The following is a 16,608-nucleotide window of genomic DNA, read 5'->3' on the forward strand; positions in this document are numbered from 1 at the left end:
TATTAGAAATAATAATGGTTTCTATATGAGGTTTAATATGATTGAGTTTTTCAAAAAAGTTTATGCTTATAAAACTGATGATTTTCCTCAAGAAGAGATTTCTAGAATTAAAATAGGAAGATTTTTATCTATAATAGGATTTATTATTGGTATGGTTTATACTTTAATTTATTTAAATTTTGTTTCTTTTTCAACAGCTCTTTTGAACCTTTTTTTTGCCTGTTCTTTTCTTTTATATTTTTATTTTTTATATAAAAATCAAATAATTAAAGCTTGTTTTTTTATTCTTGTAGTGTTTATTACATATATATTTTTTATTTGTATGTTTTTTTTATCAAATAAAATAGGTACACATTATTATTTCTTAGTAGTGCCAACATTAGCTTATTTACTTTTTAGAAAAGAGTATAATATAAGTTTTTTTCTTTCATTTCTCTCTTTTTTATTTTTAATTTATTTTAGTTTTAATGAAGGACAAAATCTTGTTCCACTCTCTTCAGAACTAAGTAGTTTTTTTTATATATTACATTTATCTATAATTTTTATTATTTTAATAATATCTATTAATGTTTTTTTATTTGAAATGAAAAATAAAGAAGAAATATTAGATAAGTTAGCAAATATTGATTATTTAACAGGGATTTTAAATAGAAGAGCTTTCTATAATAAAGCAGAAGCTCTTATGAAACTATCGCAACGTTATGGTGATGAGTTGGGATTAGTTCTTTTTGATATAGATTTTTTTAAAAAGATTAATGATACTTATGGACACAATATGGGTGATATTGTTTTAAAAGAAATATCAAAAAAGATTTTGCTTTCAATTCGAGATAGTGATTGTTTTGCAAGATATGGTGGAGAAGAATTTATTGTTCTTTTACCAAATATTACTAAAGATAAATTACAGGTTTTTGCAGAAAAAATAAGAGGCTTAGTTGAAAATATGTATATAGAAAATTCAGATGGAAAAGAAATAAAAGTAACTATAAGCTTGGGAATAAGTTTTTCTATAAAAAATGACACTATAGAAGATTTTATAAAAAGAGCTGATCTTGCTCTCTATGATGCTAAAAAGTCAGGTAGAAATAGAATTTGTATATCATATTCCCATAAATAAGATAAAAATATAAATTTTTAATAAATTTTTATCTTATTTTATTAAATAAAATATATTAATTTGATATGATAAGAAAAATATTAGAAGGAAATAAATGTTAAAAATTTATTATATAAGTTTATTTTTTACTCTTTTGTTCACATCTTGTGTACAAAATGAAAAACTAGAAACTCGATTAAACCCTATAATGAAAAATGATACTCTAAGTAATATACCATTACACGATGCTGTTAGAGCTAAAGATATAAATAAAGTAAAAGAAATTGTTTCAGATGGTTTTTTACTAAATACTCAAGATAAAGCTGGCTTTACAGCTTTACATCTAGCTGTCAGATTTGATCAATATGATATTGCTGAATATTTGATCAAAAAAAAAGTATCTGTAAATACATATGATATATATGGAGATACTCCATTGTTGGAATCTATGAGAAATAAAACAGATAATCTTTCTAAACTTTTACTTTGTAATGGTGCAAATAAAGATGTTAAAGATAGAAATCTTTTATCTCCATTAGATTATTCAAAGCTAGATGAAAATTTAGCTATGACTAAAATATTAGAAGCATCAGATATGAAACCTTTTTGTGAAGAAAAAGAAATTGTTATAGTACAAAGGGTAGAAGAACAACCTTTAAAAGGAATTGATACCCTAAATGAAAATACAAATGTTATAACTCTAACAGTTTATGATGCTTTAAAAAATGAGTTTAATTCAGATTTAGCTAGATGGAATGCTGAAATAAAAGAAGGTAGCTTAATTTTTAGATTTAAAAATACTGATATGTTATTTGCTCATGGAAGTAGTGAATTATCAACAAATTATAAAATAATACTTGATGATTTTTTCCCAAGATATTTAAATGTTTTATATAACTATAGAGATGAAATAGATTTAGTTCGAATAGAAGGTCATACTTCATCAGTTTATTCATCAGCAAAAAATGAAAATGAAAAATATACTAAAAATAAAGAACTTTCAACAAAAAGAGCAAATAATGTTCTTGAGTATGTATCATCAATTAAAGATAACCTTACAATAGAGCATAAAACATGGTTAAATAATTATGTAAAACCTTATGGAATGGCTTCTGATAAACTAATTTATAATAAAGGTATTGAAGATGAATCTTTATCTAGAAGAGTTGATTTCATAATTATTAAAAAGAAATAAAATAAACTTTTCCCTTTTTTTTAATAGGGAAAAGTTTACTTACTTACTTACTTACTTACTTGCTTGTTTTTTTTCTACAATAACTATATCAAAAGATGTTTTTTGTACAACTAAAGCTTTTGTATCAGGAACAACTGAAAGGTTATTGATATTTTTTATCTTTGTTTTATATAAAAGAATATCACCTTCTAAAACTTCGATTTTTTTATTTAATTGTAGAATAATATCAACTCCGGCTAAATTAACTCCTAGTTCTCTTGTAAGTGTTAATACATACTTTATATGGTCAATATCTTTTTGCGAGTAAAGTCTTATTTTACCATTTGTTCTAGAAGGCTTTATTAAGCCTTCTCTTTCATACTGTCTTAATGTTTGAGGATGAATATTTAGAATTTCAGCAACTGCTGAAATTAAATATACAGGTTCAATATAGCTATTTGTTTCCATAATCTTAATTTTCCGGTAATTTATCTTGTAATACTTTTACCAATTCTTTGTCTAAATCTTCTATTTTTGGTAAAACAATATTTGCTTTTAGATATAAATCACCTTTTACTCCAGTTTTTCTATTTAGAACACCTAGTTCTTTAACTCTAAATTTCTGATTTTGTTTTGTATTTTGAGGAACTTTTAAAGTAATACTTTTATGAATAGTTTGAATTTCTACTTTTCCACCAAAAAGAGCTGTTTTTAAAGGAAGATCAAAATATTTATTTAAAGTATCACCATCTCTTGTATATTCAGAACTAGTTGCAACATTTATTTTTAAAATCAAGTCACCTTTTTGTCCTTGATAAGATTTACCTTTACCTTTAGCTCTAATCTTTTGTCCATCTTCAATTCCTTCTGGAATTTTTACATCAAATGAATCATTATTTAGAGTAATATGTTGTTTCCCTCCTAGAATTGCTACATCAAATGCAATTGTAACTTGTGCATTCGTATCTAAGTCTGGTTCACTAAACCCTCCAAATCCTCCAAATCCTCCTTGAGAAAAGCCAGATCTGTTAAATCCTCCTCCACCTCCAAACATTTGTCTTAAGATTTCATCTAGGTCTACATTTTGACCTTGACCTCTTGCAAAGTCATGGAAATTTTGTCCACCAAACATTGCATCACCATGTTGATCGTATTGTTGTTTTTTTTCTGGATTACTTAGCACTTCGTAAGCTGCATTAATTTCTTTGAATTTTTCTTCTGCACTTGGATCTTTATTTACATCTGGATGATATTTTCTTGCTAATTTTCTATAAGCTTTTTTTATTTCATCTGCAGGAGCATTTTCACTAATTTCTAAGGTTTCATATAAACTTTTTGCCATTTTTTATCCTAAATTTATTTATTAAATATTTATATTTTATTTTGTAATTATATCACAAGGTTGAGTCAATGTCAATCAAGTTTGAAAAATAAAAAATGCTAATACTATTAATAAAAAAAAGAGTATAATATAATCCAAATAATTATAAAGAATTATTTAAATCTTAAGTGGAGGGTTTATGCCTATTACGATTACCAATGTTCCTGAATCAAATATAATTGTTATTGCTGTGTTAATAGCAGTTTTATTTTTAACTTTTAGGAAATCACAACACACAGAAATTTTTCCTGTTTCTGTAACTCAGGAGTTAAAAGGATTAGGAATTTTAACTGTTGTGTTTGCTCACTTTGCTTATATGCTTGTGACAAATCCTGAATTTTTGTTTCCCTTGTCAATAATTGCTGGAGTTGGGGTTGATTTATTCCTTTTTATGTCAGGTTATGGATTAAGTGTTGGAATGTTAAAAAAACCAATGCCTGTATTAGATTTTTACAAGCGTAGGTTAATAAAAATATTTATTCCTTTTTGGATTGCATTAATATTCATTTTTGCAGCAGATGCAATATTTTTACAGATTAATTATCCAGTACCTTATATGCTTCAATCATTTCTAGGATGGTTTCCAACTGCAATTGGATTTGGAGATGTTAATTCACCATTTTGGTATATTACTTGGATGATTATGTTTTATGCTTTATATCCTATTGTATTTAGTACAAAAAGACCATGGTTAAGTGCTTTAATACTTGCAGTTATTGCAACACTATTAGGTGTATATAATCCATTAGATATGGGAGATAATTGGCTTCATAGATTACATACTTTAGCTTTCCCATTAGGAATAGTTGCTGCGTGGCTATTAATGGAAACAAAAGATAAAGAGAATAAGTTAGTTAAGTATTTAAAAGACTTTAGAAGTAATCCATCAAATTCAATGATACAGTATGTTATTATTATTGTGATGCTTGCTCTTGTTGTTTATATGTCTTTACATACAACTGCTAATCATTGGCCTACATTAACAGCTATTTTAGGAAAAGGTTATTTTGTAGATCAATTTACTTCTTTAGTAATTATGTTTGCATTTATAGTAATTTTCTCACTTAAAAAGTTTGATAATAAGTTTCTTGCTATTTATGGAATTTATTCATTTGAAGTGTATTTAATTCACTGGCCATTAATTGGAAGATATGATATTTTCTTTAGTTATATGCCAGCTTGGGCTGCTGTATTAGCATGGCTAGTAGCATTTATTTTAATAAGTATTGTATTACAAAAAATGGTTACACCTGTTAGTGCTTGGATTGATAGACTAGTTCAGAAATAAGAAATTAAGCTCCTACTTTAGGAGCTTAATTTGAATGAACAAAAATTAGTTTATATTTAGAGTGATTCTAAAAAGAGCACCTTTATATGTTTTATTTTCATAAATAAAAGTTTTATTTGTTACTTTAATTGTGCCTTTCATACTAATCTTTAGGATTTTCTGAGTCATATATAAACCCAATCCAGTTCCTTGATATTTATGTTTTGTTGTGAAATAAGGTTCAAATACTTTGTTTATAATATCTTTTTCTATTCCACCTGCATTATCAACTATTTCAATTATAGCTTTGTTCTTTTCTTGTCTAGCAGTGATTTTTATTATTCTTAATTCATTACTAGATAATCTAGCTTTAATTGCATCACATGCATTATGTAAAATATTTACAATTATTTGACTAAATTCATTTGAAAAATTAAAAAGATAAATATCTTTATCTAAATCTAAATGCAGCTTTATATTATTTCCAAGAATTATAGTTTCAATTAAAGCTAAATTATTATGTATATTTTGACTTAAATTAAATAGAGATTTTTCTTTATCTTCTTTATAAAAGTCTTTAAATACATCAATAGTTTCAGATAAATGCTCTGTTGTATCTAGTATTTGTTTTAATGAATCTTCCAATGATTCATCACTTAAAATTCCTAATTCTTTTTTTACTCTTGCAGCTGATGCAGTTACTGAAATTACATTTAAAGGTTGTCTCCATTGATGGGCAATATTTCCTATCATTTCACCCATAGCAGCTAATTTTGTTTGTTCCGCTAAAAGATTTTCTTTTCTTCTTATTTCACTAACATCAACAATTGTTAATATTTTAAAAATTTGTGAACGGATAGTTGTATCTTTAATATTTAATAAAGCTTTAAATGAACTTTTATCTTCCCTTAGTATATTTACTTCGATAGGCTCATTATCTGCTGCATCTAATACTTTCTTATTTAAAATTAATTCTTTTAGATTTTTAGTTATTATTTCATATTTAGAAGAGTAATTAAATAATTTAACAGCAATTTCATTACAATCAATAATAACATCATCTTTTAATAAGATAATTGCTTCCATGGTAGCATCTAATAGTAGTTTTAATTTTTCATTTTTTTCTTCAACTTCAACTTTTACTTCATTTAATTGATAATTCATTTCACAAAGCATTGTAATATCGTAAATATAGATTATTACTAGTTCTTCTTCTATATCAAAAGGAGTTATTGTAATACTTTGTTGCATACTATCAAAAACTCTATCAGTGATTTTTCCTAGTTCAATATTTAATAAAAACTTACTAATTTGAGGAGTATAAAATGTTGAAGAGTTTAGTTTTAAGGCAGTACCTATTTTTCTAACAAGTTTTTTTTCATCAATATCTGGATAAAAATCTGTTAATTTTTTTTCCATAATATTATTTGTGCTAATTCCAGTTCTTATTTCTAACCATTTATTCCAGAATTTTACTTCCAAATTTTTATTAATTAAAATAATACCATTATCAAGTGTATTACAAATTATATCGAATTTGCTAGCTGTTAAAGTCACAGTTCATCCAACATTTTGTTTATTTTTTCTTTTATAAATAAAATAGAATTATCAGTAGTTAGGATAAATAATTCAGCTCTTATATTCAATGCTTCAAAATTTAGTTCAGTAGAAATAATAATTACTTTTTCATATTTAGAAATAAAGAAATTATTTAATTGATCTATAGATGTTAGTTTTTTAATTGTTGGTGCTGAAAAAGAAACATTTGTATCAATATCTTCTGCTAATTTACCAATAGTTGATGAAGATAAAATATTTGTTATTTCTAGCACAATGTCAGAAATTTCATTATCATCGATTTCATCATCTTCTAAGCCAAATTTATAAGCAATATTTATAGCTGATTGTTTATCAATTACAAACATATTCTCACCACTTATTGTTCCATTAAGTTGTTGTAATGAAACTAAATGTTCCATTTCTAAATTTAGCTTATTTGATAGATATGGTTTTAATTCACTTGAATCTATTATTTGAATTTTTGGAATTGATAGGTTTGCAAATGCATCAAGTATCTCTGTAATTGCTGCTGTTGCACTACCGTATGCTACGTTCATTAATTCTTGTAGGCAATCTTTTTCATCTTCTGTTAAATCTATATTTGAATTCATTTATGATTTACCATTTAATTTTTCAAAGATTTGTTTCATTTTACTTGAATCAATAGGTTTTTTAACAAAATTAAATGCACCTAATTGAAGAACTCTGTCCATAGAAAGTTTTTGAATGTCTGCTGAAATTATTACAACTTTTGCATTTTCATCAAATTCTTTTATTTTTTCTAAAGCTGTAAACCCATCCATAATTGGCATTGTTAAATCAAGAAAAACAATTTTTGGAGATATTTCTTTATATAAATCAAGAGCTTCTTGACCATTTTGTGCTTCAAATATTTCTAAATCACCTTCAATGTTCTCAGTAAGGGTTTTAATAACCATTTTTCTAGCCATCTTCGAATCATCTGTAACCAAAATTTTCATTAATTTTTCCTATCATTTTAAATTGAGTTGACATTTTATCTAAAGTTTAATAATAATTACTTTTTTTTAATAGGGAATATACTAATATAAGCCTTTAATAAAAGGAAATACTTATTTATGTTTTCAAAAGATGAATGGACTCAAAAAGAATTTTTACAAAATAAAAGAGAATTGGAAAAAAAAGGTATTAAAGTAATTTTAATAGATACTATTTTAAAACCAATTGATCATATTGAAACTATGATTTATAATCCTTATGAAATGGAATTATTCCCACCTGATACGGTATTTGTATTTTATTGTGATACTGGAAAAACAACAAGTGAGAGACTTTCATATTATAAAAAGAAATTTCCAAAGCACAAATGTATTAGTTTAAGAGGTGGAAGAGGTTATTTTAGACCTAATTTACAATTATTGGATGAAGATAAATGAATAAAGAATATGATTATGTAATTGTAGGAGCTGGAATTGCAGGATGCTCAACAGCTTATTTTTTATCTAAGTATTCAAAATCTATACTTTTAATTGATAGAAATAGTGATGTTGCTTTTGGTGCGAGTGGAGCTGCTGGTGCTTTTTTGTCACCACTATTAGGAAAACCTAATAAATTCAAAGATTTGATTTCAAAATCACTTATTTTTTCAACACAATTTTACAAAAATTTAGGAAATGAGTTTATTAGTAATTGTGGGGTTAATAGAATTCCAAAAAATCAAGAAGATAGAGAAAAATTTGAATCATATAAACCTTATATAGATTTTGATTATGAAGTTATGGATGATGGATATTTTTTTAAAATTGGTTCTCAAGTAATACCTTCTTTAATTTGTGAATTTTTAACAAAAAATGTAGAAAAAAAGCTCTCTTTTGAAGTATTAAATATAGAGCAAAATAGTGATAATAGCTGGCAAATAAACAAGCAAGTAAAAGCAAAAAATCTAATACTTACAACAGGTGCTGATGTAAAGCATATAAAAGAGGAATATTTTGATATAAGAGCTGTTTGGGGACAAAAGATAGATATTAGCACATCAACACAAACTCAGATAAACTATCATAAAGAATGCTCTGTATCAAAAGCTTTTAAAATAGAAAATAGTGATTTATATAAAGTATCAATAGGAGCTACTCATCATAAGTTTGATTGTGATAAAAATATTTGTAATTATTGTATTGAAAATGCAAATATAAATGAATGTAGTAAATGCTATAATAGCACTATAATAAATAAAGATTCACAAAAACTAATTGAATTAGCAAGTGATATTGTAAAGCTTGATAATATAAAAGTTGTTGATGTAAAAATTGGAGCTAGAGCCTCTAGTAATGATTATTTTCCAATGTTAGGAAAACTTGTTGATTCTAAAAAAAGTATTGAGAAATTTCCTCATTTATTAAATGGAACACATATAAAAGACTCTATGCTTGAAACAATAGAAAATCTTTTTGTAATAAATGGAGTAGGTGGAAGAGGTTTTGTTTTATCTCCATATTTAGCAAATCAACTTGTAGAAAATATTATAAATAAAAAAGAAATAGAAGAAGAAATAAAAACCCATCGATTATTTAAGAGATGGGCAAAAAAACAAAAGAATAAAAAAAAATAGGAAAAAAATGAAAAATGTATTAAAAATTGTATTTTTAGGAGTTATAGGGTTTTCACTTCTTGTATATTTAACTGCCCCAAAAAATATAGAACAAACTACTCAGTTTGAGGATTCACACAGTGTAGTAACAATAGATTCAATTCCTAGATATTTTGAATTAATAGGCAAAAGTCCATATACAAAATTTGAAACTTTATTTCAAGAAGGTGCAGAAAAATATATAATAGTTTTAAATCATGATGCTTTGGCTGTATTTAAAGAGCTTTATAAAAAAACAGATAAAAATATCGTGTTAATTGCAAATATATCAAATACTCCTTGGCTAATCAAACAAATAGCAGTAAATGGTGAATTAGAAAAAATGTATAAAGACTCAAAAATACCATTAATAAATGATGATAGTGGTTCTTTTGTAAAAGCATTAAAAATAAATAATAATAAACAAAATCAATATTTTGCATTTAAGTTAAATAGTGATGGTACAATTATAAAAGTAACAGAAGGTTCAGTAAAACTTGGAGCTTTAGAAAAAGGATTAACTAGTGATGAATTAGAAAAAGATTTAACTGAAATATTAAAAATATTTTAATAAATTTTTCGCTTAGTATTTTCTTTAAATATAATATGAATTTTGAAATTTATATCAATTGTTACTTTTTGATATATATACTTTAAATATAAATTTAATTTACTCTCTAAATATTGACAGGATATCATTTCCTATGGCAGTATTCACAACCTCAAATCTATTGTTAATCAAGAAAAAAAATATCGAATAAATTAAGAGCAAATAAAGGAAAAAAACAATGAATTTTATAGAAAGAATCAAACCTTTAGTAGAAGAAATTGCATTTAAAAAAGTTGAAATTGATGAAGCATTATATACTTCAAACTTAATCGATAGTATGGGAACAGTTGATCTTGCTATGATGTTAGAAGAAGAGTTTAATATTAAAATTGATACAAGAGATATTATAGAAAGTAATTTTGATAGTGTAAATAAATTAGCTAATTATATTAAAAGTAGGGTAAGTGAATAAACTTTTAGTAAATATTTTATCTTTTACTTTAGCAATTTTACTAGTTCTTGGATTATTATATTTTGGTAAAAATCAAATACTGAATTATTATGCAAAACCTTTGCAAGATTCATTAGAAAGAACTATTAGTTTACAAAGTGATTTAGAAAGTGGGAAGATTATAGTATTTGGTTCTTCTGAGCTAGTACTATACCCTAATCAAAAATTTTTACCACAAAATTATTTTAATAATGAGTTAAAATTACCATTAAGAGCACAAGGAAATGAAGGACAACAAACTTTTGTAATAATGTCTCAATTGGCAGCATGTGATAATGAAGCTGCAAGAGAACATGCAAGAATTGTAGTACTTTTATCTCCTAGTTGGTTTACAGGTGCTTATGAAAATGGATTAACAATGCCGAAATTCCTTGAATATATGTATTCAGGAATGATGAATAAACTTTATTTCCAAAGTGAAGCTGATGATAAATATAAATTGTTTATAAGTGATTATATTAAAAAAAATATAGAACAAATAAAAGATCCAAATTTTATATATAAAGATTCCTTTAGTGATTTAAAAAGTGATTATATAGATAATGTATTCAAAAAAATTATAATTGAAACTTTTGATAGCAAAGATATGAATCCTAAAGTTGTACAATATGAAAATCTAAATCTTGATTATAATAGCTTAAAAATTGAAGCAAAAAATATTACTATTTCATCAAAAACTAATATTTATGGAATTAATGATGAATATTATGAGCGATACATTGTTAAACAAATCGATAAAAACAATTTTCCTTTTGGTATTATTGTTCCTTCTGATATAAATCAAAATCAAGAATATAATGATTTATTAATCCTACTTGATTATTTAGAAACATATAAAATTAAGCCACTTTTTGTAATGCAAGATTTGAATCCTTATGCTTTTGCAAATAATAGAGAAGATGCTAATAAAATGATGAATACAATAAAAACAAAAGTTCTTGAGCATAATTTTGAGTACTTGGATATGTGGTCTAATAGGAAAGAAGATTATGAAATTGGAACATTGACTGATATTGTACATATGGGTGAATTAGGTTGGGTAAGAATCAATCAAAAAATTATTGATTTCTTTATTGAAAATAAGGAAAATAAATGAAATATTTCTTTAGAAACTTTTTAATATATCTTTTATTGATTGTTGGATTTTTATTTATTCTTATTGATAAAAATATTGAAGACTTAAGTGGTCAAGATGTTGAATCAACAGTAAAATTTGTTTATGAGGCTTTTTAATGGAAAAAATCTTGCCTTTTTCTGGAATTAGTTTTTTTCTTTTATTTTTTTCTTTTGTATTATTTTTATATGTATTTAAAAATATTTTAAAGAAATTTATTCCTTTTAGCACAGTTTTATTTTTAGCTGTAATATTGTACATATATTTTTGTATACCTCATGCAGATAAAATATTGTTTTTCCTTTTATATGTTTATGCAATATATTGGATATTTGTTACAAATAAGTATCATGAAACAATTTTCCCTATGATGCTTATAGCTATACCTATGATAATGCATAAAATGGATATTGCTCCAATATTCAAAATTTTAGGAATATCATATATAACATTTAGAACAATCCAAGCAATGGTAGATAGTCATAACTATGGAAAATTATCTTTTCTTGAATTTACTTCATTTTTATTATTTCCAACAACTCTATTAGCTGGTCCAATAGATAGATCATATAGATTTCAAGAAGATTTACAAAAAGGATATGAAAACTTAACTTTTGCGAATATTGGAAAAGCTTGGGATATCTTGATTATTGGAGTATTGTTTAAATTTGTTTTTGCAGAGTTGGTAAACAAATTTTGGCTTATACCTATTGATGAAAACAGTGTTGTTCTTCTCGATATGATAAATAGTGCATACTCTTATGCCGTTTATTTATTCTTTGATTTTGCAGGATACAGTGCTATGGCTGTTGGTTTAAGTATTATGATAGGGATTAATATTCCTATGAACTTCAATCATCCATATTTAGCTCCAAATCCACAAGATTTTTGGAGAAGATTTCATATTACTTTAGGTTCATGGTTAACGGATTATTTCTTTAAGCCTTTATATAAATATTTACATAATTTTAATATTTTAAAAGGCAGAAGATTATTGATACAAAATCTTGCAATAATAGCTACTTTTTTACTAATGGGAATGTGGAATGGTTTTACTTGGTATTTTATTTTTAGTGGTTTTTTATTTGGTATTTACTCAGCTATTCACAATATATATGTTGTATATGTAAAAAAAGGTGGATATGATTATTTTACTTTTTTTCCTGATATTATAGCTTTAAATTTAAAACGATTTTTAATGATAAATGCTGCAGTTTTTGCACTGTATTTTTTTAGTGGGAGAGTTCCTTTATGAGATTTGATTTAGAATTATTAGATTTTGTTGATTGCGATAAAGATTTAAATAGATTAGCTTTAAGTGCAAGTGATAGAGATTTAACTTGGAATGAATTTAAAAATGAAGTTGAAAAACTAAAAATTGAAATTTCAGAATATAACTTACCAAAAGGTCATCCAGTTGTTATTTATGGTCATAAAGAAGCTAAGTTTCTAGTTAGTATTACAGCTTGTATGAGCTTAGGTTTGCCATATATTCCTGTTGATACAATCTATCCAAAAGAAAGACTTCACAAGATTATAAATATTGTAAATTCAGCTCTTTTAATTAATACAATTGATGATACTTTAGAATTCAATAAAGAAAATATAAATACAACATATTATTTAGATGACCCAATTATCTATATTATATTTACGTCAGGAAGTACAGGTGAGCCAAAAGGTGTTCAAATAACACAAAACTCAATAGTAGATTTTAATACTTGGTTGAATTCAGATTTTAAATTCTCAAAAGATAGTATTTTTATGAATCAAGCACCTTTTAGTTTTGATTTATCAGTATATGAACTTATTGGATTTTTATCATTTGGTGGAACTATTATTTTAAATAGTAGAGAAGAACTTGAAAATCATATTGAATACTTTGAACGACTAAAAAAATATAGTTGTAATACTTGGGTATCAACTCCATCATTTATTAGTAAATATTTGCTTTCATCTGAATTTACAAGTAATGATATAAAAAGCTTACAAACTTTTTTATTTTGTGGAGAAGTATTACCTGCTATGACAGCAAAAAGAATTTTAAATAGTTTTCCAAACTCAAAAGTTCTTAACACTTATGGGCCAACAGAAGCTACGGTTGCAACTACTTTAGTGGATATTACACCTGCTGTTATTGAAAAGTATTCAAAAAGTTTACCAGTTGGATATGTAAAAGCAAATACAGTAATAAATTTATTAGATAAAGATAGTGAAAATGTTGGAGAAATAGAAATTGTTGGAGACAATGTTTCAATTGGATATTTTAAAAATGAAGAATTAAATGCACAAAAATTCCAAGAAAAATATGAAAAAAGAAGTTTTAGAACTGGAGATTTTGGATATTTTGAAGATAATATGCTTTTCTTTGCAAATAGAAAAGATGAGTTAATTAAATTACATGGATTTAGAATAGAAATAGGTGAAATTGATAAAGAATTTACAAATAATAAAAAAATAAATGAATCAATCACAATTCCTTTAAAAAGAGGAACAGAAGTAGTAAAACTAATCACTTTTATAATCACAAATACACAAATTGATTTAGAAGAATTAAAAAAAGAAATATCAGAAATTCTTCCATATTATATGATTCCATCTGATATTGTAGTTCTTGATAAATTTCCATATAATACAAATCATAAGATTGATAAAAATGCATTAATTGAGCTTTATAGAGGTTTGTAAAAAGAAAAACCTTCAGTATTATTTATACTTAGTAGTAATTAATTTACTAACTATTTCATAAGAGATATTAGCCATAATATCAATTCTAGTTTTTTCTTTTGAAAATATTGATATTTTATGTGTTTTTTTTAAATCTATATTTATTTTCTCATAGATTCTGAATAAGCTATCAAAATCATATTTATCAAGGAATGTAAATTTACTAAATGAATATGTATTTTCCTTCATATCTTGAATCAAGTAAATGCATATTAAATCAGGAATCCACATCTTGTTATTTTTATCTACAGAGTTTGATGTAATCAAAAATTCTAAATAATTTATGCATATATTATAAAAATAGTATGTACTATCAGTTAATCTAGCTTTATTTAAAGTATTCATATTTTCATTTTGAAGAGTCATTATATTTTGAATTTTATCAATAGTTAAAATATTTTCTTGAATATCTTTTCTTAAATCTTTCATTGTAGTATAAATAATAATTCTTTCATCAGATGTAAATTCTGATTCTAGATCTTGACTAGGCATATTATCTTCAACATATAAATAGTTCTCTATTAGCATATCACATAACATTAAAATTATTTCACATTTTAAGTCTTTTAATGTCAAATTTCTTTGCTGTAAATATGTTTTAAGATATTTTTGTTTTTGTATAGTATTTGATTTTATTTTAGCTGTTGTTTTTTTCAAGATTCGACTTTCTACTTGAATATTGTTTTACATCTGATTAGATTAAATAGATTATATATGAATTAATTAGAAAAATTATTGACGATAGACAATAAAATAGAATTTTGATTAAATTTTATTTAAAAGAGTTAAGGGTTGTTTAAATTTCGTTTAAATACTTTAGATAAGATTTTATAAATAAAACATTACAGGTATGAAGGGTATAAAAATGTATAAAAAACTAGATCAAAACTTAGCATCTATTTTAAATGAAGATATAGGTAAATTAATATTAAGAGTATCTATTTCTGTATTAATGTTATTTCATGGATATTCAAAATTATCTCATGGTGTAGATAAAATTGCAGAAGGATTAGTTAGTTCAGGATTTCCTGAATTTCTTGCTTATGGTGTATATTTGGGTGAAATTGTTTTGCCTATTTTAATTATATTAGGATTATTTACTAGACCTGCTGCTTTAGGTATGTGTATTACTATGGTATTTGCAATTTTTTTAGTTTATTCAGAAAAACTATTTATGTTAAGTCAAACAGGTGCTCCTGTGATTGAATTACCTTTGATTTATTTATTATTATCAATTGTGATATTTTTTATTGGAGCTGGTAAATATAGTTTTGATGGAAAAAGTGAAAAAAAATGAATAAAATAAAAAAATATATTTCTTTAAGTGCTGTTATTACAACAGTTTTATTTACAGGATGTAGTACGGTTGAGAAAATAGTAACAGTAGAAAAAGTTACTTTACCTGATTCAGGACAATCTGTTCAATATGATATAAAAGGAAATGTATTAAAAGAATCAAAATCTAGCCTTTATACTGGGCAAGATGCATCAATTATAGGTGCAAAATTGAATTATCATGATAATGGTGATGGAACAATAACTGATTTAAATACAGGCCTAATATGGCAAAAGGCTCATGATTTTACAAGGCGTAATCTTGAACAATCACAAAAACATGTAAAAGAGATGACTTTAGGTGGCTATACAGATTGGAGAATTCCTACTATTAAAGAATTATATTCAATTGCAAACTTTGATGGACAGCTAATAAAACCTGAAGATGAGGGTGAAAGTAAACCATATATTGATACTAAATATTTTGATTATGAATATGACAAAAGATTAATGTTTGCTGGACAGTTTTATTCAAGTACTTTATATGTAAAAAATGATATTCAAAACTTTACTAAAAATGGTGGTTTACAAGGTGTTTTTGGTTTCAATTTTTCTGATGGACATATAAAATCTTATGAAACAGGAAAATTCTTTGATGGTACAAATATTGAAAAAAGTGATGGAATGTTCGTTCCAGGTTGTTTTGTAAGGGCAGTTCGTGGAACAACATCTCTTTATGATATGAATTATGTAGACAATGGTAATGGGACTGTAACTGACAAATCTACTTCTTTGATATGGGCTAAAGATGATAGTGGAGTAAAAATGAATTGGGTTGATGCACTAGAATATGCTAAAAACTCTAAACTATCTGGTTATAGTGATTGGCGTCTTCCAAATTCAAAAGAGTTACAAAGTTTAGTTGACTATGAAAAAAAAGATTTTCCAGCTATTAATACTAAATATTTCAATACAACGTTAAAATCATTTAAATCAATAGACGATGCTTATTATTTCTGGACTAGTACAACTCAAGGTGATTTTAAATATACAGCAGACTATGTATCTTTTGCACAAGCATGGAGTAAAAAGAATTCTGCTGCAACAGAATACTTTGATTGGCATGGAGCAGGTGCCCAAAGAAGTGATCCTAAAATAGGTAATCCAAGTGATTATGAATTAGCTTCAGATATGGCAAGTGATTATATATCAATTAAAAATTGGGTTCGTTTAGTTCGTGATGCAAAGCCAATGGAATAAATAATCTTCTAATATATTTTCTTGACAGTAAAAATAAATAATACTATCATATATTATTTACTAAAAAGTTATTATCTTTGCAATT

19 protein-coding genes are annotated in these 16,608 nt (G+C 25.0%); 13 read left to right on the plus strand and 6 right to left on the minus strand.

The features are described 5' to 3' along the window. Window positions 1-37 precede the first annotated feature (37 nt). Both ABVS04_RS09430 and ABVS04_RS09435 read left to right on the plus strand, forming a co-directional pair. Window positions 38-1,117 carry a GGDEF domain-containing protein gene (locus tag ABVS04_RS09430; RefSeq protein WP_368030452.1) on the plus strand — a complete coding sequence of 360 codons (1,080 nt, stop codon included), beginning with the start codon at window positions 38-40 and terminating at the stop codon, window positions 1,115-1,117. Window positions 1,118-1,211: 94 nt separating this feature from the next. Then, window positions 1,212-2,291, plus strand: coding sequence for an ankyrin repeat domain-containing protein (locus tag ABVS04_RS09435; RefSeq protein WP_368030453.1), 1,080 nt, complete (start codon window positions 1,212-1,214; stop codon window positions 2,289-2,291). 51 nt (window positions 2,292-2,342) lie between these two features. Here ABVS04_RS09435 and ABVS04_RS09440 read toward each other — a convergent pair whose 3' ends face one another. Together ABVS04_RS09440 and ABVS04_RS09445 are read right to left on the minus strand one after the other, a co-directional pair. Beyond that, complete coding sequence (locus ABVS04_RS09440) at window positions 2,343-2,738, minus strand: helix-turn-helix transcriptional regulator (protein WP_368030454.1); 396 nt, start codon at window positions 2,736-2,738, stop codon at window positions 2,343-2,345. Between the two features lie 4 nt (window positions 2,739-2,742). Then, window positions 2,743-3,612 carry a DnaJ C-terminal domain-containing protein gene (locus ABVS04_RS09445; protein WP_368030455.1) on the minus strand — a complete coding sequence of 290 codons (870 nt, stop codon included), beginning with the start codon at window positions 3,610-3,612 and terminating at the stop codon, window positions 2,743-2,745. Between the two features lie 178 nt (window positions 3,613-3,790). Here ABVS04_RS09445 and ABVS04_RS09450 point away from each other — a divergent pair, with 178 nt between their 5' ends. Continuing rightward, on the plus strand, window positions 3,791-4,939 hold the full coding sequence (locus tag ABVS04_RS09450; protein WP_368030456.1) for an acyltransferase family protein: 1,149 nt from the start codon (window positions 3,791-3,793) through the stop codon (window positions 4,937-4,939). A 45-nt stretch (window positions 4,940-4,984) separates the two neighbouring features. On the opposite strand, the gene ABVS04_RS09455 is transcribed toward ABVS04_RS09450, so the two are convergent. Genes ABVS04_RS09455 through ABVS04_RS09465 form a run of 3 tightly spaced genes read right to left on the minus strand, consistent with a single transcriptional unit; the run spans window position 4,985 to window position 7,458 of the window. After that, window positions 4,985-6,475, minus strand: a complete 1,491-nt coding sequence (locus ABVS04_RS09455) for an ATP-binding protein (RefSeq protein ID WP_368030457.1) — start codon at window positions 6,473-6,475, stop codon at window positions 4,985-4,987. Continuing rightward, window positions 6,472-7,089, minus strand: coding sequence for a chemotaxis protein CheX (locus tag ABVS04_RS09460; RefSeq protein ID WP_368030458.1), 618 nt, complete (start codon window positions 7,087-7,089; stop codon window positions 6,472-6,474). The genes ABVS04_RS09455 and ABVS04_RS09460 overlap by 4 nt, the downstream gene beginning before the upstream one ends. After that, window positions 7,090-7,458 carry a response regulator gene (locus tag ABVS04_RS09465; protein ID WP_368030459.1) on the minus strand — a complete coding sequence of 123 codons (369 nt, stop codon included), beginning with the start codon at window positions 7,456-7,458 and terminating at the stop codon, window positions 7,090-7,092. Window positions 7,459-7,575: 117 nt separating this feature from the next. Here ABVS04_RS09465 and ABVS04_RS09470 point away from each other — a divergent pair, with 117 nt between their 5' ends. From ABVS04_RS09470 to ABVS04_RS09505, 8 genes are all read left to right on the plus strand, one after another. Next, window positions 7,576-7,893 carry a hypothetical protein gene (locus tag ABVS04_RS09470; RefSeq protein ID WP_368030460.1) on the plus strand — a complete coding sequence of 106 codons (318 nt, stop codon included), beginning with the start codon at window positions 7,576-7,578 and terminating at the stop codon, window positions 7,891-7,893. Next, window positions 7,890-9,068, plus strand: coding sequence for an FAD-dependent oxidoreductase (locus ABVS04_RS09475; RefSeq protein ID WP_368030461.1), 1,179 nt, complete (start codon window positions 7,890-7,892; stop codon window positions 9,066-9,068). The genes ABVS04_RS09470 and ABVS04_RS09475 overlap by 4 nt, the downstream gene beginning before the upstream one ends. A gap of 7 nt (window positions 9,069-9,075) precedes the next feature. Then, the gene (locus ABVS04_RS09480) at window positions 9,076-9,657 is read left to right on the plus strand and encodes a hypothetical protein (RefSeq protein ID WP_368030462.1); all 582 of its coding nucleotides are present in this window, start codon (window positions 9,076-9,078) and stop codon (window positions 9,655-9,657) included. A 217-nt stretch (window positions 9,658-9,874) separates the two neighbouring features. Further along, window positions 9,875-10,108, plus strand: coding sequence for an acyl carrier protein (locus tag ABVS04_RS09485; RefSeq protein WP_368030463.1), 234 nt, complete (start codon window positions 9,875-9,877; stop codon window positions 10,106-10,108). Further along, a complete protein-coding gene (locus ABVS04_RS09490) occupies window positions 10,101-11,243 on the plus strand; it encodes a D-alanyl-lipoteichoic acid biosynthesis protein DltD (protein ID WP_368030464.1) in 1,143 nt (380 codons plus the stop codon). The genes ABVS04_RS09485 and ABVS04_RS09490 overlap by 8 nt, the downstream gene beginning before the upstream one ends. After that, window positions 11,240-11,380: a hypothetical protein gene (locus ABVS04_RS09495; protein WP_368030465.1), complete on the plus strand. Its 141-nt coding sequence runs from the start codon at window positions 11,240-11,242 to the stop codon at window positions 11,378-11,380. Before ABVS04_RS09490 ends, ABVS04_RS09495 begins: the two co-directional genes overlap by 4 nt. Next, a complete protein-coding gene (locus ABVS04_RS09500) occupies window positions 11,380-12,516 on the plus strand; it encodes an MBOAT family O-acyltransferase (protein WP_368030466.1) in 1,137 nt (378 codons plus the stop codon). The genes ABVS04_RS09495 and ABVS04_RS09500 overlap by 1 nt, the downstream gene beginning before the upstream one ends. Beyond that, window positions 12,513-13,949: an AMP-binding protein gene (locus ABVS04_RS09505; protein ID WP_368030467.1), complete on the plus strand. Its 1,437-nt coding sequence runs from the start codon at window positions 12,513-12,515 to the stop codon at window positions 13,947-13,949. The genes ABVS04_RS09500 and ABVS04_RS09505 overlap by 4 nt, the downstream gene beginning before the upstream one ends. A gap of 18 nt (window positions 13,950-13,967) precedes the next feature. On the opposite strand, the gene ABVS04_RS09510 is transcribed toward ABVS04_RS09505, so the two are convergent. Beyond that, window positions 13,968-14,645 carry a hypothetical protein gene (locus ABVS04_RS09510; RefSeq protein ID WP_368030468.1) on the minus strand — a complete coding sequence of 226 codons (678 nt, stop codon included), beginning with the start codon at window positions 14,643-14,645 and terminating at the stop codon, window positions 13,968-13,970. 208 nt (window positions 14,646-14,853) lie between these two features. Here ABVS04_RS09510 and ABVS04_RS09515 point away from each other — a divergent pair, with 208 nt between their 5' ends. Both ABVS04_RS09515 and ABVS04_RS09520 read left to right on the plus strand, forming a co-directional pair. Further along, a complete protein-coding gene (locus ABVS04_RS09515; RefSeq protein WP_368030469.1) occupies window positions 14,854-15,285 on the plus strand; it encodes a DoxX family protein in 432 nt (143 codons plus the stop codon). After that, complete coding sequence (locus ABVS04_RS09520) at window positions 15,282-16,523, plus strand: DUF1566 domain-containing protein (protein ID WP_368030470.1); 1,242 nt, start codon at window positions 15,282-15,284, stop codon at window positions 16,521-16,523. Before ABVS04_RS09515 ends, ABVS04_RS09520 begins: the two co-directional genes overlap by 4 nt. Window positions 16,524-16,608: the final 85 nt, after the last annotated feature.

Origin of the sequence: Arcobacter sp. s6 (assembly GCF_040884245.1) — a bacterium.
GTDB lineage: Bacteria > Campylobacterota > Campylobacteria > Campylobacterales > Arcobacteraceae > Aliarcobacter.